Origin of the sequence: Nitrosococcus halophilus Nc 4, assembly GCF_000024725.1 — a bacterium.
GTDB lineage: Bacteria > Pseudomonadota > Gammaproteobacteria > Nitrosococcales > Nitrosococcaceae > Nitrosococcus > Nitrosococcus halophilus.
Map to the genome: position 1 here is coordinate 1,009,474 of NC_013960.1, position 20,118 is coordinate 1,029,591.

Below are 20,118 nucleotides of genomic sequence, written 5' to 3' on the forward strand. Positions count from 1 at the left end.
TGCTTGCCTCAGTTACTCAATCTTTGCTGATTGCTAAAAGCCCGCGCTTGGGAGACCACTTGGACCATCTGGTCGGTGAGCCGGGAATAGTCGTCCGTGAACTGGTTACTGATCGCCGCCAGGGCTTTACCCATCTCATTCATGACCCGCTCCACCTCTTGTTGCATAGTCCTATCGATGGCCTCGAGCTGTTTCTGGAAGATCTCTTCTAGTGCGCCCTCTAGGCGCTTCTGCATCGTTTCCATAGAATCGGTAACCTGGCGCTGTGACTCCTTGAGGCTAGATTGGAGGTCCTTGTGGGCGTTCCCCAGGGTAGTGGTGATCTCTTTGACGTTTTCTGCCGCGCCTGCCATCGTGTCCCGAACATGCTGATTGGTACTCTGAACCGATTCTTCCAAACGCTTTTGCATCGTTTCCATCGAATCGGTAACTTGGTGTTGCACCTCTTTGATGCTGGTCTCTAACGCCTTGTTAGCATTCACCAGGGTGTCACCGACCGTCTTGGTGTTTTCTGTTACTCCCGCCGCCATGTTCCGAACCTGGTCATTGATTTCCTTGACCGTGTCCTCCAACTGTTCGCGGATGCGTTCGCTATTGTTAGCCAGTTGGTCCGAGGCGCTTGTGAGGCCTTCGTTGGTTCGGTGCACCCGGTCCTCGAACTCCTTGGCGCCTTCCACGATGGCCTGGTTGACCACCTGGCTGGCGGTCACGATTTGCTCGCCCGCGCCTTTGACCGCCGAGGAGACCTCATTGACCATGGTGTCCATTTGCTCGCGGATCTGGGGGACGGCTTCTACTGCACGGTCGCGCATATCCCGGAAGGCCTCCAGGTGCCGTTCAAGCTCGGTGAGCTGATGCTGGGTAGTGTCGAGCACGGTTTTGAGTTCGCCCATGGCCACCGGGATTTGTTTGGACTCCTCGCTGATGCGGGTCACGGCAGTTTCGGTTTGGGTGATGGCCCGCACGCCCTGGTCGTACTGGTCGATCATCTGGCCGATTTGCTCTCGGTAGTTCTCCTGCCACTGGACCAGCTTCTCCACGGCGGCGTTTAGTGCCTTGAAGTTCTCACCAAACTGCTCGGTAAGATTCCGATTGAAGTCGGCGATGACCTCCTTCAGCGCATTAACCACCTGCTCGGTGGCCGACTTGGAAAGCATCTCCGCGAACTCATCTAATTTCTTCCACAGATCGGTGCTGAACTGGTTGAACTGCTCGTGTTGAGAGGCAATGGCCTCGGCAATAACTTCCTGCCGGTCACTTTGTTTGCGAAGCTGCTCCAATGCGCTCTTGGACTGCTCCTGGCCGTCACTCCGCAAGAGGCGGATCTGGCTAATCAGGGTGGAATCTTCATCGCCAGAGATGGCTCGGCCCAGCCGCTCCATGGATTCCCGCTGGGCCTGTAATTCAGCATAAATTTCCCCAGGGCCCACCTGTTCAACAGAGCCCTCCTTCTTTTTCCTCATCCGAGGAATGATGCTATCCAGCATTTTGAAAGATATGGCGAGCAGCATACCCCACAAGCTGGTAATAAAGGCAGTCTTGAGGCCTTCGAGCAGGGGGTCGATACTACCGTCGATGTTGCTGACATTGAAATTCAGCAGGCCAATGACAATGCCCGCGAAGGTGCCGAGGATACCGAGTGAGGTCAACAGGTTTGGCGTGTAATGCACAAACCCAACGCCCCCAAGCCCAACCCTGAATCGGTTAGCAATCAAAATGATGAAGGCGATTATAAATATAGTGTTCAGAACGAAGAGAACACCATCGGTCACCAAGGGCGCAGACCACTGGCGTAATTGCTCCTCGATCATTCCTCCCAAGTTATACATATATGCTCCTCAAAAAATTCTCGGACTGTCCTTAAGAAAAAGTCCAGGCAATGCGATAGTCGTTTTCCCTGTCCGGACAGTAGAAAGGCGCGTGCAATGGTTCTCTCCATCGGGCCGCCGGGCAGCGCATCGTCCATAAACGTCTTTCTGACGGCCCCTTTGGGGAGATCTTTAATGCCTTCCCAGCCGAGAGGGAGGTCGGTCTCAGTGCGGTCCGGGGTGTGCAGAGCGTAGCGGTTTCCTCCCTGGAGCTCCTGTTTGAGAGCTTTGCGCGGAAAGCCGACGCCAATCAGTCCCTTACTGGAGTGAAGACGATGCGGCCTTGAGAAGCGCCTGACGGCGGGTGAAGTTATGGTGTAGGGCACAGTCCCGTTGCTCCTTGGCATTAGCTACCTACTGGCTAACTTACCCAGGCGGGAAAAAAGCAGGGAGCCTCGTTTGAGACCCCCTGCGTATTGCGCTACTTCATGGCATCAAAGGCTGACCTCTACTTTGGCAGTATGCATCAACCTTCATTGGCACACGGCCCCTTTTATCTCTCTGCATCCTCCTGAGTAGTATTACCAGAGTGTACGGGGGAGAGTAATTCAGGAAGAATCACCACGGGGCGGCGCGAGGGCGTGATTCTCTCCGCGCCTCCCAGGCTGAGGTTTAATCCTGCTTTAATGATTCTCAGGTCCGCTATTTTGTGATGAAAGCGTCTAAATTTCTCCTTGAGGTCGACATCAACGAAGGCTGTTTGAAACTGCCCGTCTTGATGCATGGACAGCATCTCCCGCGTGATTTCAATCTCATGGGCCCCCATAAACGTTTGGACCAAGGTTTGAAAAGTCAACGGCTTTTTATGGTCCAGGTGACTTTCATGGAAGGCGACACGCTCCCCGGTGATATCACATTTCACTTTCCCCTCGGCATCGGCATGGATAGCAAAATGGTTTTTCTTCATGAGGCGCAAGTCTTCATCCACCGCTTGGCGGCAAGCCTCAGCAAACTCCTGGTACAAGGATTTCTCTTTGGCTCGAATTGCTTCTCGGTAGGAGAAATCGGTCACGCTGCCATCCTGGCGTTCTATCCAAAAGCAGCTCGTGGTCTTCGCAGTTTTATCTTTATAAAGCCGCTTGACCCCACCGCCTATTTTGGTCACTGCCCGGGGATGCCGCTCAAGCAGGGCAAGCAACATTTCAAAGTCCTCGCCGAGGATCTCTTCCCCGTCTCGATACCTTCCCAGCATCGCGCGGAAATAGGTGATGGCGTCTTGTTGTGAATGAAAGGGGATACTATTAATTATCAGTGGCTGACGTGCCATAGTGGATTGACCTCATCGTGGTTTTTAGACCATAGGGAATGAGCGACGCCGACTTCCCCCGTAATGGGGGAGTCGGTGTGTAAAGCAAGCATTGATGGAGGCTCTCTCATGCTCTCGACCTCTTCAGGGGACGAGGGGAATGGATCGCCCCCGCCACTGGGGAACGGGATCGATTCTTGGGATGTTTGTTTTTCGCTTCTTCCCGCACGATCGGAGTCGTTTTGGGGGCTTTAATCCCTATCCTCACTTGTCCGCCATGGATCTCCAGGACGGTAAGTTGGATATCCTGGCCAATGACAATGCTTTCTAGGGATCTGCGGGTCAGTACTAACATGGTTTTTTCCTTTGGTTGAATGAAAATAAAGGGATGCACCTCAGGTGCTAAATCACGGTGGAACAGAGTTAATGCCGCGATTCTCCCGAGAGGCACTGGAGAAGTGCCCATCGGGGGCAAGGCAGGCATTGGGGAGTAAAAAAATAGAAAGCCTTCCGAGGCATTGGCTGTTTCACCCGGGAGACCTTTGTACATTCGGGCAGCATGAAGTCGCGCGACTTCGCTGCGCCGTTCGATGCACGCCGTGGTGCGTCTTTGGGGGATTGCCTTTGAATAGGCAATAGAAATGACAGTCACCACCTTGTCTCAAGGCGGTAGCCAATCTTCGTTATGATTTGTTGATGGGCGTTTGCTGTTGAGAAGCACGGCGGGTGGAGCCGTTACGCTATTTTGCTTCTCGGCACCAGCACCGAGCTGAATCGAGCAGGTGGGTTACTTTGCTACACCAGGTACTCACTTGCCTAGTGTTGGGAGCGTCGCGGCTTCGCGGCGAAGGGCTTCGGTTACCTTGTTGCGCCTTTTCGGTGCTGACAGCTTCTGCCACTAGAAGGAGCTGGGTCCCGCGCCCCTAACGGACACGGTGCTTCTTCAGTAGAGGTGATGGAACAGAGCGTTCACGGGCAGCGCTACATCGCGGCTAGAATGAATTTATTGGCCCCTTTAATTCGATTGACCTGCCCGCGAAAACAGAAGAGGTTCCCGTTTCCTGGTGGACGGAAAGCACTAGATGGCGGATACCTCCACATAGTCCACCTCCGAATGGGGCTCGGGGAGGGGTTCGCCGTCCGCTCTAAGCTCTTCCAAGTGAAGCTCAATTGCCCCCTGGATAAGCTCTAAAACCTCCTCTTTCGTCTCCCCTACAGCGGCACAGCCGGGAAGATCGGGCACATACGCGCCCCAGCTCTTGGGGCCTCGCTCAATCACGACCCTATATCTCATCCTCTGCACCTCACTTTAGACCCGCCTGCTTCAGAATATTATTGAGCGTCCCCGGCGGAACATCCACGCTGGGTTTGCCCGCCACGGTGACTTTTCCGGGCTTTTCGGGATGCTTGAACTGGCAGTGGCTACCTCGTACCCGAACGAGATACCCACCCTCGTACTCAAGCATTTGAATGACCTCCTCTACTTTCATTTCAACCCTGTTCTGTCAAACGGGGGCTTTGCCGACTTTTACCTGACTATTAAAGTAGTCCTATCGGTAAGTTGCCATCACCTGTTTTGAAGGCGGTTATCCTTGTTCTTTAAAACGCTGAGAAAATGCCCCGTGTGGGTTTGTACCCAGAGTACTGGGGCGCCGGAAGAAAGAATCCGCTGGCAATCTGCTTACGCTTGGAAGCGTTATCCACCCACTTTATTGTATGCCAGTTCGATAAAAGGCTTAACCTGCTCAAACTCCGTCTCCGTGGAGAGCGTAAATTCTGTATCTCCGGTCCCGTAATGGCCCACATTCGTCACATCACGATACGATTTTGGCGGTGCCTCTACATCGCTCGCCCTTAATTTGACAAAAAGCTTAATATTTTTGTTTTGGGGCTCCATGCAAACAATATTCTGGGATATCTTATAAGCGACATAAAATTTCTTGGGTACTTCTTCCACTGCGGGATCAAGGCCCAGAATATATTCGCGAATGCTATGTATGAGCGACTGAATAGCTTTGGATTTTCTTTCCAAGTGTTCTTCAAAGGTGTAGGTGGCCGTTGCCCGCACCTGAGCGGCCTTCTTGCCGGCTTCCACCATGACCGAGTTTTTGCTGTTCGCCTGCACTGAGGTAGGAATCTTGGCGGCCTGGAACACCTCTTCAAAATACAAAGAACCATTCTTAAACAAGCGGTATTTCCATAACTCGATGTTTGCCCCCATCACTTGAACGGCATGAAGGTCATATTTCTTGTAGTTGGGGGCGATACAGATAACCCGGACATCCGACCAATCCACCTCAACACCATTGCCTAATTCCCGCTGGACTGCAATCTCAAAGTCTCCCTTGTGGTCTTCAATCCAATGTAAATAGAATAGGCTCTGGTTAATGAGCTCAGAGGATTCGACCTTCTTGTATTCAATAATCACGGGGTTATTATCCTCGGATAACGCAAGGCTATCGATGCGTCCCGCATGCAGGGCGCCGGTGGAAAACTCTGAGGCCACAAAGCGACAATTGAAGACAGCTGCAAGGTTTTTCTCAATGAGAATTTGCAGTTCCTTCTCGATGGAGAAATTCGTCTGCTCAACAGGAATGAGGCTATTGCCAGTAATTTCAAATAGGGGCATTGTGCTCGATTCTTCTTTTCGTTCTTAAACTGCTCACACCATCCGCAAACCATACTGCTAGGGACGCAGCGTGCTAGATTGGCGGGTTTTACGGCTTTATTATAATTCTACTGTCTTGAGACCAAAATCCATGGACTCATCCCTTACTATCTTGCACAGAGTCACTTCATAACCACAGTTCTCTATCAGCTCTTTGACCAATTGAATATCTGACTCGGAAGTACTCATGCCAAAGCAGATCTGTTTCAGATGTCGTCTATCGAGTCGCTGGACTCCATCGCTTCTGCGTATTATCCGAACTTCCTTTTCATAGCCCCACGATAAGGACTTCACAGTCAGCACTTTTTTAATCAAAGCGATACTCAGTTGCTCGAAAGAATTAATATTTGCTGCTTCCTCGATAAACCACTTGGACAAAGGGTTAAGACCATAGTCGACTTGGTCTATCCCGATAATGGGCTCAACGTAAAAAAATGACTCCGGGAAAGCATAGGTTAGGCAGACGCCGCGATGCCCATCCGCATAATGCGACCACATCAACGGATTAATCAATTCGAGCGAAAATGAGCATACCCCAACATGCCGTAAATCTGCCTGAACCTTATCAATGAAACAATTCATAGCGCGGAGTTGTTCCAGTCTCGTTCGAATAGTGGACTGAGATCTTGAAATGGCCTTCTCTAAGGCGTTGAAGATATCCACACTGCAATCGAAGGGATCATTGAGTCGCTCCGGTTGCGCGAAATAGATTTCACCGTGCACAAGGGACTTGAGTAGAGTCTTATCAATCTTCTTAAACTTGAAGAGAACGTAATCCGTCACTTTAAAATATAACCAGTAACTCGCAAATAAAGAGATTGTATACGAAGAATTGGATTACCTTTTTAAGAGATAACATTAAAGGAGAGTCCTCCGGCCAACACCTCGCATTCTCATGTGCTTTCCTTAGCAGACAGATTCCTTGCCATTTCTCTGGCGCAACCACCACCTATGAATAGCATCATTAATAGCACCATTTTATATATATATTCACCATCTTTTTACATAAAAATTAACATAATATATTTATTCAAATATAAATAGCGCGGCTTATCACCGTGCCAAGCTGTCCTTCGCTCCCACGCCCCTTGAACGAAGCCCCCGCGAACCGCGTTGCCAAGCCGCACCGTACCTAGCCATTTCATGCCATTGAGCGAAGCCACTGCGTGCCTCGTAAACAATAACTCTTGCCCAGTGACAAAACGACTGCACTCTTGACAACCTTACCACGTTGTCACATCACATCGAACATCGCCCTGCGCCTCCTAGCCACCGAATTATATTGCCCATGGAAAAAAGAGGGGAGATCACTTCGTGCTTTGCAGCGAAGTCATTCGGTATCCAGTGCCAAGGGCGGAGTACGAGGGGCGAAGTTCCTTGGAACACCCACAAGGGCTATTGCTTTGGGAAAAAAGGTTGGTTTGAGCGGCAGGGTGCCAGGTCTTGAATGCTGAGATTAAAGCACTTCGCGCGACGCACATGGGTCCTCATCTCCTCTCTCCTCTGGTTTGGATTAGGTGTATTTTTCTATGGGGCGGCGAGGGACGAGTGGCCTGGGGGAGGTTGGCGAAAAATTGGAAAAATTTGCGGCGCTTGGGGGCCCCCCGGCGTAGATCTGAAAAGCAAAATCCGAAGGGGGGGTGGTTTTCTGGGAGGCCGGGGGGAGGGGCCCAGAGGCGGTGGGAGACTCAATTTTTATAAAAATATTGTAGATAAAATTAAGGGTACCTCTAAAAATTCAAAAATTCGGAGGCTTTTTTATGGGTTTAATGAGTATAAAAATTTTAAAAATTTTAGAGGTACCCTTAAGTTATCTATGTAGGTGCCGTTATCTATCAAAATTAGAATATTTTTATATGTAAGAAATAAATTAGAGAATTGCCTTTAGAACCCAATTAAATGCAAATCTAGAAACGTTCTTAAATTAATTGGTAATTTTTGATTGCTAGGCAATAAACTTTTCTAGAATTATCTGAAATACTAAAATAAGGAGAAGAATATGTCTGAAAACGTAGTAAATTTTTTATGGCTTTGGACAGCAATAATTATTGCTAATCAAATTTTCATATTTGGTGCCTGCTTTGCGCCATATTGCATTACTGCAGCCTTGCCGCATACATTAGTTTTAGCACTATTCTTCTTTTTTGGGTACAGAAAATTTATAAAAAGAAATTCTTAAAGTAGTTAGGGAAGCACTTGGGGCGCATTCCCTCATGCCCAATAGGGAGATTTTCTCCCAATCCTAGAGAGCAGAATTCTCAGCGTGTGCCTGTGCTTAAATCCAATTGCTTGGACTTAGGTGGGGGATATGCTGTTCGGTGTTTTTCCCTATTGGATTCCGTTATTTTGCCTTTTACTTTTGGGGGTTGTGGACATTAAGGACATCAAAAGGACCTTTTTTAGAACTTTTCTTTTTTAATTTTACTTGAGAAAGTTTTTAAATTAGAGGGTTTAATGTCCTTAATGTCCAATGGGGGGCAATAACCCCCCGACTGGACAACTTAAAGAGGCTAGGCCGCCTCCTTCCGGGCGTTGCGGAAAAAGCTCCTCCCCCCGGGGTCTACGTTTTTGCAGGCGATGCCTTGAAAGCCGCGCCCCCCTTGGATCTTAATGCGGGTAAACCCCTTGGCCGCGAGTTTTCGCCCAAAGACCCGAGGGTCAAGGCAGTGTTTTTTCCCTCTAATCCCATATTGAGCCTCGCTCCAATCTAAGTAATCCTGATAGAGGTCAGCGTTTTTGGCTTTATGCTCCGCTCCCTGCACACAACGCTCCTCTAACCACTCTCCCAAGAGGTCCATCTCGCTCCGGTACTCCCGCGTCGCTTCCTCAACCACCTGCGGGGGGGTAAGACCGCCCTTCTGCCAGGCGAGGCACCCCTGGATGGCCCAGTTCAGAATCCCGGGTAATTCCTGCAGCAGGGCATGGCTAAGTCCCTTGTCCTGCTTTTTTCCCGCAAACGTCTGCTCAAAGGGAATCAGCTTGACTCGCCGCCAGATGGCATGGTCATCCCCGCGAATAATGGGCTTATGGTTGGTCGCCATCCAGGGGGTGAATTGAGGCCGAAACTCAATGCTCGCTTTGCCATAGGGCACCCGTCCCGTGAGGGTATCATCGCCGGTCATCCGCTTGACCAGGTCCTCATTGAGGATTTCGCCTTCCCCCAGTTCGGAGGTCAACACCATGCGGGCGTCCTTGAGCCGGACAATATCCTCCCGGGGGCCTCCCTGATTTTGGAACCGGTTGACGGTAAACAGGGCGTTCCCCGCTGCTCGCGCATAGGAGCCCATCAAGGTCTGGATAATCCTAAGGAGGGTGGATTTCCCGTTGGCCCCCCCTCCATGCAGAATAAAGATGACCTGGTCGCTATTGCCGCCCACCAGGGTCGCCCCGACTGCCCGTTGCAGGAATGACACCAGGTCCTTATCCCCGCCCATGACTTCCAGAACGAAGTGCTCCCACCGGGGGCATTGGGCCCCGGGTTGGAAGCCCACGTGCCCGAATTTCGTTAGGTAATCGACCGTATTGGGCGGGCGCAGCTGCCCCGTTCTGAGGTCCACTACGCCGTTCTCTACACCAAAAGCGTAGGGGTCCGCATCCAACTGGTGGGGCGCGAGGGCGATGCCCTCCAAGGTAGCGGCTAGGCTGAGCATATTACTGATCGCCGTCTTGCGCTCTGAATTCCGCCCGTGCTTTATCAGATTTTCTTTCCGGGTGGTGTCGGTCTCAGCGTCGGCTTCCACTTTGATCCCTCGGACCACGGCGTGGACCAACTGTTCAATTTCTCCCTTTTCGGATATTTGCCAGTGGGTACCATTCCATAGGAGCCAGTGGTGGTAGGCGGGCAGATAGCGAACCACCTCCCCAAAGCGGTCCACCAGCCGCTCCGCATTGCCTAACTCCGTCAGTGGCCTTTGGGGTGTGGGAGAGTAGCGCCCATAGGCCGAGTCGAGGCACCGAAGGGCCTCGTCCTCTGGCAGGGGCGGGTTACATTTCCCCGCCGCCTTGCCAATTAGAGTCTGGGCCTCTTCATAGCGTAGCCCCCGGTGAAGGAGGCTTGCCGCATAGCGGAATACGCTGTCATTCCGCTGTCCCTCAGCGACTCCTTTAAGGGCCTGGGCGGCGCCCCCTGGTACTGTCGGCTTCGGCCCCTCGTGGAGGAGTTCCAGCAGCCAATCCGGGGCCTCTGCGGGGGGGGTGCCTTCATTCAACCAGTTATAGGCTTTCCCTTCCACCACGGAGGGCGCCACCAGCACATATCCCCCATCACCCCGAATATCAAGGCCCGGACGAAAATTGGCGCGGTTGCCGAGCCGCCCGCCCGGATGCTGGAAAAAGTAATGGAAGCCCCCGCTCGGTGTTTTGGCTTTTAACGTTTCGGGGAGTACTCCATATTCCGATTCTAGTTCCTCGAGAGATTGCTCCCCCGGTGCACCTTTCTTGACGTCCACATCCAGGACGAAGCAACCACTGTCTTCCCCAGTAGCCAGACCAATATTAGCTTTGGGCCACCGTCGCCAATAGTCTTCAAGAATGGCTGGATCCCGCGTGGCTTTTTTCGTCCACTCCTTCAGGAGAGGCACCTTGCCGTTAGGCGTCACAGGTAACAGGCGATAGCCCTGTTGAGCATAGGTAATAGCATGACTAAGTTTCGTATCCATACGAAAAAACCTCCGTGTTACTTTTGATTACATTTTAAGGGAACCGTCTCTTCACTATGATAAGAGACGATAGGTCGAGAGGCGCACCAGGCCTCGATTTCTTCCTCTAGCCACGCCACCGCATTGGGTCCAATTTTCCGAGGCGCCGGAAAGCGGTTGGCCCTCACATCTCGCCAGATGGAGGTGCGGCTGCGGGCGGTCCGTTTCGAGACTTCCGGGAATCGAAGATATCGTTGCATATGAAGCTCCTTTTCAATAGATGTCCTGTTGTTTGCAGCTGTTTCAATCAGCTACAACCATAAGAATACAGGAGCCCGCAGAAAAGAAAATGGGGGTAAATTCAGGTAAATAGAGCGCAAAATAGGGGGAAATCGTAGCCCGATTACCCCTATTTTCAACGGGGAAAAAGTTGCTCTAAGACATTGTTTTTTCGGGATCGTGTGCCGCGCCGAAAGCGCGCGCCAATTTCACGTAAATCGTCGGCGAGGGTGGCGGCTGCACAACCAGGAATGTCTTTGTAGATACGGAAGAATACTTTATGGAAGTCTCTCTTAGTGACGGGAATAGCATCTATTCGAAATAGAGAATATCCTTCCTTTTCAGCCCGCTTTTGGGCTTCCTCAAGGAACTCTCTGAGCCGTTGTCTACGCTCAGCCTTAATGCTTCGCTTGGCCTGAAGCGCGGCGGCATTGCGAGGCGAACCGGTTCGAGGCTGTGTAGTCTGGCACTGTACCTGTCGTTCGAAGGTGCTTTTGGAAGGGAGACAGGCCGGATAAGGCACCTGGTGGCGCTCGCAAAAATCGAGGACCTGCTCTAGAGCGATTTCATGTTGAGCGAACCCATCTGGGAGGAGTCTTGCAGAATAAAACTCGGTCTCATGAAGCCCCCTGACGCGAGCATTCGATTCGGGCCTATTCATGGGAGTAAAAAAGCGCGCCACATTAGGGTCGTATTCGATAAAGTCCCCCCGAGCATCTAGATATAGTATGACCGTCATGATATCTGCCTCTCCCTGAACCTCGCGAGCCCATGCTTCGACGATTCGCTTAATAGAGAAAGTTTGGTCTGATAGCGATTGGGACTCGTTACGCCAAAGGGTATCGGCGGAAGAGTGGAAGGTCGATTTTTCTTGCATTAGGCCAATCTTGGAGATGGGATTAAAGATGGTTCATGTGGATGGAGATATCGGCAAAAGTTTACGATTTTTAAGAACATGGCATAATTGAACGGCGGTATCTCTTCACCACATCAGTGAAAAAACCAGAAAAAGCGGCTTTTCAGGAGCACATAGGTTAGATAAAAGACTCTAAGCGATGTGCGTGTCGACCTTATCAAACTGGACAGGATAGTAGCCTGCCTTGCGGGCTTCCAAAATAGTAATCTCACCGATGCCGTCTCGGGTATAACCAATATTGACATTCCAGTTTACGGATTCATCTCTAATGATCTTCCCCTTGCTTAACTCAATAAAAAGGATATCATCATCCTCGTAGTAGGTAATCTTCATGGGGCTTTCTCTCTTAACGTCCAATTCACCATGATGGTTTTCACAATGACTGCTTGTTCCACGATTACGGCAGCACAGATCAAATTATCAGTACGCTCTGGATAGCCTTTGAATATCCAAGCGTGGGCACCCTCCTGAGGCTTAATCTCTCCCGTTTCTATCAAATCAAGCACCGTATCAAGTACAACATCGCGCTTGGCCATGGATTCAATGGCATGGTTAGTTAACCATACTTGGCGCCGGAACCGATGACTGTACCAATTATTCATCGCACTGCGGCGAGTGAGGTAGGATTGCTTTCCTTACCCCTGATAATGGCTTCTAACTTTTTCCCCCAAGCTTCCAGCGCGTGCCGCTTTTCCGAATCGTAGCTATGGCGATCATAGACCGCTGTGACGCCGCTTTCCGCATGGTTGAGGATCTTGGAGACGACTAGACGCGAAATGCCCATCCCGGTCATGTGGCTGGCGGCAGTGCGGCGTAGATCGTGAGGGGTAAAGGGAGCGATCCCGAGCACATCAAGGTTTTTACGAACCGCATGGTCAATAGAGGTATCCAAGAGAGGCTTCTCTCCATTTCTGGAGGGAAATAGGAAAAGAGAATGGAATCCCCGGAGTCCCTCGATCGATTCAAGGGCGAGGGGGGAGAGTGGTACTCGGTGTGCCAGGTGATTTTTCGTTCTCTCGGCGGAGATCGTCCACCAGCCTAAGGCAAAATCAAAATGTGACCACTCCGCCCTGATAAGCTCTCCTTTGCACTGTGCAGTGACAAGCTGCAGCTGCAGCGCAAGCCGGATCGGGAGTGATATTCGAGCTTCCTTGAGTCCATGCCAAAAGGTTCGAATCTCCTCTTCATTTAATACCCGATCACGTTTTCGTTCCTTACCGGGCATTTTGACGGCAGAGCAGGGATTCATCTCAATGAGACTGCGCTCAAGGGCATAATTAAACATCTTACGTACGCAGGCAAGCGTTCGATTGGCGACAATGGGAGAGCCCCGGTCGATGATGTCATCCAGCAACGCGACCACATCACGCCGGACAATATCCTTCGCTTTGCGATGGCCCCAGCGGGGAAGGACATCTTTCTTGAGTAGGCGCTCGTCCTCGCGCCAGGAGCGCTTCTTTGCCTTAGCGTAGCGCTCAAGGTAGAGTTCAGCAAGCTGCGCCATTGTTGGAGCTTGGCGTTCCTCCTCTTTGTGGATCCGCTCAATGTGCGCGGGATCAAGCCCTCGGTTGAGAAGGGATCGGCGCTGACTGACTTCTTCACGCGCCCGGGCAAGGCTCATCTCGGGATAAACCCCTAAGGTAATTCGATTGAGCTTACCGCCCTTGCGGTAGGTGAAGAGCCAGGATTTGCGTCCCACTGTCGATACTCGCAGACGTAGTCCCGTGCGCCCATCCTCGAGTACTTCATATCGCTGCTCCTTTGGTTTTAGCGCCCGGATGGCGCGGTCGGTAAAATTCATATACGGCTATTTCTCCGCTTGGGTATACTTTGGGTATACTTTTGTACTTGGCAACAGACGAAATAGTCTGAATCATCGTGAAACAAAAATCAAATTAAGTTACTGTTATATAAATGTTTGTACTGATACATTTGAAGAGGCATGAAACAGGGTGAAAAGGGTTTGGGCCTGACTCTTAATCAGTAGGTTCAAGGTTCGAGTCCTTGATGGCCCACCAAAGAAATCAAAGGCTTACCATAATTTGGTAGGCCTTTTTTATTGCCTGTATGGATTTGCGGTGAGCTATACGGTGACCTTTGGCAGGGGCTAAAGGGAGTGAAATCTTCCTAGCCACTTCATCATGAAGTGGTTTGAGTTTCATGTTTCTTCTCCTATGAAGCTTCTCTTCACTGAAGATAATCGACCACCCAGCGCACCACTTTATCTATGCTGTAAGTCCCTGTTGATTCAGGGTAGCCCGCGCCTGTATTTTTTTCTAAATACCTACTAGACAGGGGTGACAAAAGTGACGAAAGGGGCTTTTAAGGGACCCGAAAACTCCCGCCAAGGAGTAAGGCCTGGCATTTAATCCCCACGTCCTGACCCCTATGAAACAATTGGGGAACTACTCTGGCAAAAACTCCATATCTAATACCTGCTCCCACGTCCACCCGGTTTCTTCGAATGTGGTGGGAAAAGTGCTTTTATCTCGGTTAGTCTCCCGTGCCGCCAATACCACGGCGCGCCGGTAAGCTTTTTCGCCTATCTGTGCTACTTGTGGCTTAAGACTTGGGCTATCCTCCAACGAGTCCTGTATGGCTATGCGCTGTTCTTCAATGGTGAGTTGCCAACTCCGGCCCCGGCGCTCCGGCTGATACCTCCACTTAAGCAAGTGCATCAGCAGCACCGATAAACGGTTTCTAAGCTCACGCCGGTCGCTTGACGCCATGTCTTCTAATTCCTCGATTAAGTCCTCCATATTCACCTCGTTTAATTTCCCCTGGCGCAGTTTTTCAATGGTTTCTTGGGTCCATGCGTAATGATCTTTATTGGGGTCAATCATGATCTGCCCTCCAAAGGGGAACCCCGCCAGGGTGAGCCATAGCGGGGTATGATAAGGATTTTAGGGTTAGTAACCTTTCAACCAGAATGCGGGTTCCATGCTTTATTTTGGTAGCTTGGTTATACATACTATACATATATGTATAATGTTATATCCGACATTCCGCACCCTTATTTTTAACTTACTAGTTTTTTGGTCTTTTTTAATCCCAGCTTAAAACTGGCACGAAATTTAACCTATAATTTTCAGCAAGTTACGAAGGGGGTGCGGAAAGTGGGTTATATATTCCGGGAGTGCAGTTTGTCTTGTATAGCAATATAGTAAGGCGATTCTGACTTGGATGACTTACCTCGCTGCATCACCAGTCGATAGCCATAGTAGGTGGGTATCGAAGTGGTGAATTTTCCTATCCTCTATAATTGGCCTTGCATATATTTTTGTTACTGGTAGAAAAGAAGAAAAACTGGAAAAGAAGGATAAGCCTCTCCCTGAATCGCCCGAAGAGCCTTCCTAATTCTCTTTCTAAGAGGGCTAGTTGAGCGTTCTCCCCTCTGAAGTCTTCACAAGATCTACCATGCGAGTCTGCACTTCGGTATTTCCGGTATGGTTTGCCCTGAAGGAGGTTTGTCTTTCTAACTGTAGTCTAGATAAAACTAGAATCTGGTCTCGATGCGGCTTTCCCTCTAAGCACTGTTAGCGTTATTGTTCCCCCCTCATTAGCAGATAAGACCACCCACGCATGGCCATTAAAAAATCCGAACTCTATAGCTCCCTATGGCAAAGCTGCGACGAGCTGCGTGGCGGCATGGATGCTTCCCAGTACAAGGATTATGTGCTCACCTTGCTGTTCGTCAAATACATGTCCGACAAATACGCCGGCAACCGCAATGCCCTGATTGTGGTGCCCGAGGGCGGCTCTTTTGCCGATATGCTCAAGCTCAAGGGCGACAAGGAAATCGGCGACAAGATCAATACCATCATCGGCCGCCTGGCGGAGGAAAACGATCTCAAGGGCGTCATTGATGTGGCCGATTTCAATGACGAGGATAAGCTGGGCCGGGGCAAGGAGATGGTGGACCGGCTTTCCAAGCTGCTCACCATTTTCAACGACATTGATCTGCGCGCCAACCGGGCCGAAGGGGACGATTTGCTGGGGGACGCCTACGAATATCTGATGCGCCATTTCGCCACCGAATCCGGCAAGAGCAAAGGGCAGTTCTATACTCCCGCCGAGGTCTCCCGCATCATGGCTAAGGTGCTGGGCATCAGCCGGGATACCCGCCAGGACCAAACGGTTTACGATCCCACCTGCGGCTCGGGATCATTGCTGCTCAAAGTCGCCGACGAAGCGCCCCGGGGTCTGTCCATCTTCGGTCAGGAGATGGATAACGCCACCTCCGCCCTGGCCCGCATGAACATGATTTTGCATGATGCCCCGACGGCGGAGATCTGGCACGCCAACACCCTGGCCAGCCCCTATTGGAAGCACAAGGATGGCAGCCTCAAGACCTTCGACTTCGTGGTGGCCAATCCCCCCTTTTCCCAAAAGAATTGGACCAGCGGCCTGGACCCGGCCCATGATCCCTTCGGCCGCTTTGAGTTGGGGGCGCCGCCGGCCAAGAACGGGGACTACGCTTTCCTGCTGCATATCATCAAATCCCTCAAGAGCACCGGCCAGGGCGCGGTCATTCTGCCCCATGGAGTGCTGTTCCGGGGTGGCGCCGAAGCGGTGATTCGCAAGAACCTGATTCGGCGCGGGCTTATCAAGGGCATCATCGGCCTGCCCCCTAACCTCTTTTATGGCACCGGCATTCCCGCCTGCATTATTGTCATCGACAAGGAACAGGCCCCGACCCGCACCGGCGTCTTCATGATGGACGCCAGCAAGGGCTACATGAAGGACGGCAACAAAAACCGCCTACGTAGCCAGGATTTGCACAAGATCGTCGATGTATTCACCCGGCAGATCGACAGGGACCCCAAATACGCCCGACTGGTCAGCCTCCAGGAAATTGAGGCCAACGACTTCAACCTCAACATCCCCCGCTATATCGACAGCTCCGCGCCGGAAGATCTCCACGACCTCAACGCCCATTTGAACGGCGGTATTCCCAATCGGGATATCGACGCCTTGGAGGACTACTGGCAAGCCTTCCCCACTTTGCGCCCGGCGCTCTTTAAACCCAGCGACCGGGAGGGTTACCGTTATGCCCGCGTCCCCGCCCAGGAAGTGAAGGTCACCATCCTGGGGCGGCCCGAGTTCACGGCTTTTTCCGAGCGGGTATTGGCCATTTACCGGGCCTGGCGGGAGCAGCATTTGCCCACCCTCCAGGGACTCCATATCGGCGCCGAACCCAAGGCCCTCATTCACGCCCTCTCGGAAGATCTGCTGGAGCGGTTTGCCCAGGCCGAGCTGGTGGATAAATACGATGTCTACCAGCACCTGATGGACTACTGGGCCGAGGAAATGCAGGACGATGTGTACGTCATTGTCCAGGACGGTTGGCTGGAGGCCGCCAAGCCCCGCTTGCTGGTGGAGGAAAAGGGCAGGAAGACCAAGGAAACCCCGGATCTGGTCATCCACAAAAAGAAATACAAAACTGATTTGATCCCTCCCGCTTTAATCGTCGCCCGCTATTTTGCCCCGGAACAAGCCGCCATCGACGAGTTGCAAGCCGCCAAGGAGGCCCTGGATGAAAAAGTCTTCGCCCAATACGGCAAACTGGATGAAGCCGAAATCAAGCAATTGGTGGTGCAGGACAAATGGCTGACCGCCATGGAGGCCCAGGTCATGGCCGAGGTGGAACGGGTCACCCAAACCCTCGCCGGCCGGGTCAAGGCGCTGGAAGAACGTTACGCCGAGCCGTTGCCCCAACTCACCCAGGAAGTCGAAATGTTATCGGCGCGGGTGGATGAGCATCTAAAGCAGATGGGGCTGGTGTGGGGTGCTGACGGATGAGCAAGGAAGGGATGGCAGTTGAAGAGGCGGCTGTTGATTATTCGGCATTGGGGACGAAGCACGATGTGCCACCGGGGTATAAACGGACTGAGATTGGGGTGATTCCGGAGGATTGGGCGGTCCGGTATCTCGGGGATATTGCACTTCTTGAACGCGGGAAGTTTAGCGCCCGCCCGAGAAACGACCCAAAATTCTTTGGTGGTGATATTCCATTCATTCAAACTGGTGATGTAACCAACTCAAACGGCAGTATCATATCTTATTCTCAAACTCTAAATGATGAAGGTTTGCGCGTCAGCAAATTATTCCCTCGAAACACACTTTTCTTCACCATTGCTGCCAATATTGGGGATGTCGGAGTTGCATCATTTGAGACGGCATGTCCCGATAGTTTGATTGCAATTTTTCCTAAACCAAATGTTGAAAAACGATGGCTTTTTAATGCTCTCAGAAGCCAGAAAAAAAAGTTTGAAGGTTTAGCGACACAAAATGCTCAGTTAAATATTAACCTTGAAAAGCTAAATCCTTATCTACTGGCGCTGCCACCTCTCCCGGAACAACGCGCCATCGCCGCCGCCCTGTCGGATTTGGATGCCCTAATCGCCGCACTGGACAAACTTATCGCCAAAAAGCGCGCCATCAAAACCGCCGCCATGCAGCAACTCCTGACTGGCAAGCAGCGACTGCCGGGGTTTGAGGGAGAGTGGGAGGTGAAGCGGCTGGGGGATGTATCAGTAGTTAAGACAGGCAAGAAGAACAACGAAGATAAGGCCGAGGATGGAAAATATCCATTCTTCGTTCGTTCGCAAACAGTCGAAAGGATAAACACGTATTCTTTTGATGGCGAGGCTATCCTCGTGCCAGGCGAAGGAGGAATTGGCAGCATCTTTCATTATGTGAATGGAAAGTTTGATTACCATCAACGCGTTTACAAAATTAGTAATTTTGCTGCCGACACCAACGGTAAGTTCATCTACTATTGCCTGCTTCAGACCTTTAATAAGCAAGCAATGCGTAATTCTGTCAAGGCAACGGTTGATTCACTTCGCTTGCCTACGTTTATCGAGTTCGAATTTCTCGCTCCCTGTTTTGATGAGCAGCAAGCCATTGCCACCATCCTCTCCGACATGGACGCCGAAATTACTACCCTAGAAGCCCGCCGAGACAAAACCCAGGCTATCAAACAGGGCATGATGCAGGAACTCCTCACTGGCAGGATACGACTGGTATGAATGGACTGATTCACCTCTATTGCGATGAATCCTGCCATTTAGAAAAGGATAGGCAGAATGCCATGGCGCTAGGTGCGGTGTCTTGTCCGGCGGATGTTCGCAAGCGGGTGGAGCGGGCCATCAAGTCACTTAAAAAAGCCTATGGCATTCCAACAAGCCGAGAGATTAAGTGGGCGCAAATATCGCCGTCCAATTTGGCATTTTATCGTAAGCTCATTGATCTTTTCTTCGATGAGTCGAGGCTTGGCTTCCGCGGTGTAGTGGTACCCGATAAAAACACACTGGAGCACGCACGCTTCGATCAAAGCCATGATGACTTTTACTACAAGATGTGGTGGTTGTTGCTGACACGGATGATTGATGACGAGCACGGATTCCGAATTTTTGTCGACATCAAGGACACACACAGCGCGGTAAAGCTCACCAAGCTGCATGAGGTGTTGTGTAATGCCCATTACGATTTCGACAACAGCCGGATCAAGAACATCGAAGCGGTACATTCCCATGATGTTGTGCTCGTCCAGATGGCCGATGTTCTCGCGGGCGCGCTATCTCATCTTTTCCGGCGTATTGATGGCAGTAAAGCCAAACAGGCGCTTATCGCGCATGTCCAGACAAGGAGCGGGCTGACCCTTGCGAAATCGACGCCGCCTGCAGTTAGGAAATTTAATCTATTCATCTGGCAACCACAGGAGAGGGCGTGATTGACCCGCCGGCGCTACTGCCGTTTCAAGGAGATTGGGCTGCATATGAAGATGCGGTCTATGAGGCGTTTCTTGCAAGTTTTGTCCGTGCGGAAGTGCGCTTCAGGGAAGTGCGGGTTAAAGCGCAATATCGACCCGAAACTCGGGGCAAGGGATATAGCTTTTGGCATGTCATTTCCGAAGCCCCTCATCCTGGAAACCGAAATGAAGAGGATCGGATACCAGATTTCAACCGCTGTGCGCGGATTCGCTGGATTGCCTGGGCTATTGAGCAGGCCTCCAATGGCACAGAGGGGTTCAGTTGGTGGGAAAATCGTCGTGGCCGGGAAACTCGCGTGGTAATTTGGGCGGAATTGTGGGATTTCGCCGTGATTCTGAGTAAGCGCCGGGATTATTATCTACTCAAGACAGCTTATTGCGATCTAAAGCCTCACCGCCGTAGGAGCTTTGAAAAGGAGCGGAAGAAATTTTGGAAGCTTTAGAAAGGCTGAAGCCCCGCGACATTGCTGCCGAAGGGCTTCGGATGCTCCTTCCACATCAGGTGGATGAGACTGTTTATAAATATAGCATCCACAGGGCGAGAAAATCAAGCCCATTTCGTTGTACCTGGAGCACGGTAATTGACCAAACATCGTCGCCCCACTTCCCTCAGAGAATGCTCTGCTTGGACTTCTACGCTGAGATGTGCCGCCTTGAGTGGCGAGCAGGATAGGATGCAGAAGCTACTCGCCAGCAAAATACAATTACTGAAAAACTGCAATAGTTG

General features: G+C 51.3%; 20 protein-coding genes. 5 read left to right on the forward strand and 15 right to left on the reverse strand.

Features of this window, described 5'->3' with window-relative positions:
* Nucleotides 1-8: 8 nt before the first annotated feature.
* The 8 genes from NHAL_RS05015 to NHAL_RS05050 all read right to left on the reverse strand — a co-directional run bounded on the left by NHAL_RS05015 (nt 9) and on the right by NHAL_RS05050 (nt 6,565).
* Nucleotides 9-1,829, reverse strand: a complete 1,821-nt coding sequence (locus tag NHAL_RS05015; RefSeq protein ID WP_013032087.1) for a hypothetical protein — start codon at nt 1,827-1,829, stop codon at nt 9-11.
* Nucleotides 1,808-2,194: a hypothetical protein gene (locus NHAL_RS05020; protein ID WP_013032088.1), complete on the reverse strand. Its 387-nt coding sequence runs from the start codon at nt 2,192-2,194 to the stop codon at nt 1,808-1,810. The genes NHAL_RS05015 and NHAL_RS05020 overlap by 22 nt, the downstream gene beginning before the upstream one ends.
* Before the next feature lie 167 nt (nt 2,195-2,361).
* Nucleotides 2,362-3,135 (reverse strand): DCL family protein, encoded by a 774-nt coding sequence (locus NHAL_RS05025; protein ID WP_013032089.1) that lies wholly within the window; start codon nt 3,133-3,135, stop codon nt 2,362-2,364.
* Nucleotides 3,136-3,241: 106 nt separating this feature from the next.
* Nucleotides 3,242-3,766 carry a carbon storage regulator gene (locus tag NHAL_RS22400; RefSeq protein WP_049780582.1) on the reverse strand — a complete coding sequence of 175 codons (525 nt, stop codon included), beginning with the start codon at nt 3,764-3,766 and terminating at the stop codon, nt 3,242-3,244.
* Between the two features lie 426 nt (nt 3,767-4,192).
* The gene (locus tag NHAL_RS05035) at nt 4,193-4,408 is read right to left on the reverse strand and encodes a type II toxin-antitoxin system HicB family antitoxin (RefSeq protein ID WP_013032092.1); all 216 of its coding nucleotides are present in this window, start codon (nt 4,406-4,408) and stop codon (nt 4,193-4,195) included.
* A gap of 10 nt (nt 4,409-4,418) precedes the next feature.
* Entirely contained in the window at nt 4,419-4,604 is a 186-nt protein-coding gene (locus NHAL_RS05040) for a type II toxin-antitoxin system HicA family toxin (RefSeq protein ID WP_013032093.1), read from the reverse strand.
* Nucleotides 4,605-4,810: 206 nt separating this feature from the next.
* Nucleotides 4,811-5,743, reverse strand: a complete 933-nt coding sequence (locus tag NHAL_RS05045) for a DUF5655 domain-containing protein (RefSeq protein WP_013032094.1) — start codon at nt 5,741-5,743, stop codon at nt 4,811-4,813.
* A 99-nt stretch (nt 5,744-5,842) separates the two neighbouring features.
* Nucleotides 5,843-6,565, reverse strand: coding sequence for a DUF2971 domain-containing protein (locus tag NHAL_RS05050; protein ID WP_013032095.1), 723 nt, complete (start codon nt 6,563-6,565; stop codon nt 5,843-5,845).
* A 1,216-nt stretch (nt 6,566-7,781) separates the two neighbouring features.
* Here NHAL_RS05050 and NHAL_RS20165 point away from each other — a divergent pair.
* Nucleotides 7,782-7,961 carry a hypothetical protein gene (locus NHAL_RS20165; protein ID WP_083761359.1) on the forward strand — a complete coding sequence of 60 codons (180 nt, stop codon included), beginning with the start codon at nt 7,782-7,784 and terminating at the stop codon, nt 7,959-7,961.
* 331 nt (nt 7,962-8,292) lie between these two features.
* On the opposite strand, the gene NHAL_RS19680 is transcribed toward NHAL_RS20165, so the two are convergent.
* The 7 genes from NHAL_RS19680 to NHAL_RS05095 all read right to left on the reverse strand — a co-directional run bounded on the left by NHAL_RS19680 (nt 8,293) and on the right by NHAL_RS05095 (nt 14,457).
* Nucleotides 8,293-10,440, reverse strand: a complete 2,148-nt coding sequence (locus tag NHAL_RS19680) for a phage/plasmid primase, P4 family (RefSeq protein WP_013032096.1) — start codon at nt 10,438-10,440, stop codon at nt 8,293-8,295.
* A 17-nt stretch (nt 10,441-10,457) separates the two neighbouring features.
* Nucleotides 10,458-10,679: a helix-turn-helix transcriptional regulator gene (locus NHAL_RS05070; protein ID WP_013032097.1), complete on the reverse strand. Its 222-nt coding sequence runs from the start codon at nt 10,677-10,679 to the stop codon at nt 10,458-10,460.
* Nucleotides 10,680-10,834: 155 nt separating this feature from the next.
* A complete protein-coding gene (locus NHAL_RS05075; RefSeq protein WP_013032098.1) occupies nt 10,835-11,575 on the reverse strand; it encodes a hypothetical protein in 741 nt (246 codons plus the stop codon).
* Between the two features lie 171 nt (nt 11,576-11,746).
* Nucleotides 11,747-11,947 (reverse strand): DUF2283 domain-containing protein, encoded by a 201-nt coding sequence (locus NHAL_RS05080; RefSeq protein ID WP_013032099.1) that lies wholly within the window; start codon nt 11,945-11,947, stop codon nt 11,747-11,749.
* Nucleotides 11,944-12,216: a DUF4258 domain-containing protein gene (locus tag NHAL_RS05085; protein WP_013032100.1), complete on the reverse strand. Its 273-nt coding sequence runs from the start codon at nt 12,214-12,216 to the stop codon at nt 11,944-11,946. Before NHAL_RS05085 ends, NHAL_RS05080 begins: the two co-directional genes overlap by 4 nt.
* Nucleotides 12,213-13,415 (reverse strand): tyrosine-type recombinase/integrase, encoded by a 1,203-nt coding sequence (locus NHAL_RS05090; RefSeq protein WP_013032101.1) that lies wholly within the window; start codon nt 13,413-13,415, stop codon nt 12,213-12,215. Before NHAL_RS05090 ends, NHAL_RS05085 begins: the two co-directional genes overlap by 4 nt.
* A 604-nt stretch (nt 13,416-14,019) precedes the next feature.
* Entirely contained in the window at nt 14,020-14,457 is a 438-nt protein-coding gene (locus NHAL_RS05095; RefSeq protein ID WP_013032103.1) for a DUF29 domain-containing protein, read from the reverse strand.
* Nucleotides 14,458-15,196: 739 nt separating this feature from the next.
* Between NHAL_RS05095 and NHAL_RS05100 the strand changes: the two genes are divergently transcribed.
* From NHAL_RS05100 to NHAL_RS05115, 4 genes are read left to right on the forward strand one after another with little or no spacing between them, the layout of a single operon-like run.
* Nucleotides 15,197-17,416, forward strand: coding sequence for a type I restriction-modification system subunit M (locus tag NHAL_RS05100; RefSeq protein ID WP_013032104.1), 2,220 nt, complete (start codon nt 15,197-15,199; stop codon nt 17,414-17,416).
* The gene (locus tag NHAL_RS05105; protein WP_203434360.1) at nt 17,413-18,648 is read left to right on the forward strand and encodes a restriction endonuclease subunit S; all 1,236 of its coding nucleotides are present in this window, start codon (nt 17,413-17,415) and stop codon (nt 18,646-18,648) included. The genes NHAL_RS05100 and NHAL_RS05105 overlap by 4 nt, the downstream gene beginning before the upstream one ends.
* Nucleotides 18,645-19,352 carry a DUF3800 domain-containing protein gene (locus tag NHAL_RS05110; protein ID WP_013032106.1) on the forward strand — a complete coding sequence of 236 codons (708 nt, stop codon included), beginning with the start codon at nt 18,645-18,647 and terminating at the stop codon, nt 19,350-19,352. Before NHAL_RS05105 ends, NHAL_RS05110 begins: the two co-directional genes overlap by 4 nt.
* A complete protein-coding gene (locus NHAL_RS05115) occupies nt 19,349-19,834 on the forward strand; it encodes a hypothetical protein (RefSeq protein ID WP_013032107.1) in 486 nt (161 codons plus the stop codon). Before NHAL_RS05110 ends, NHAL_RS05115 begins: the two co-directional genes overlap by 4 nt.
* Nucleotides 19,835-20,118: the final 284 nt, after the last annotated feature.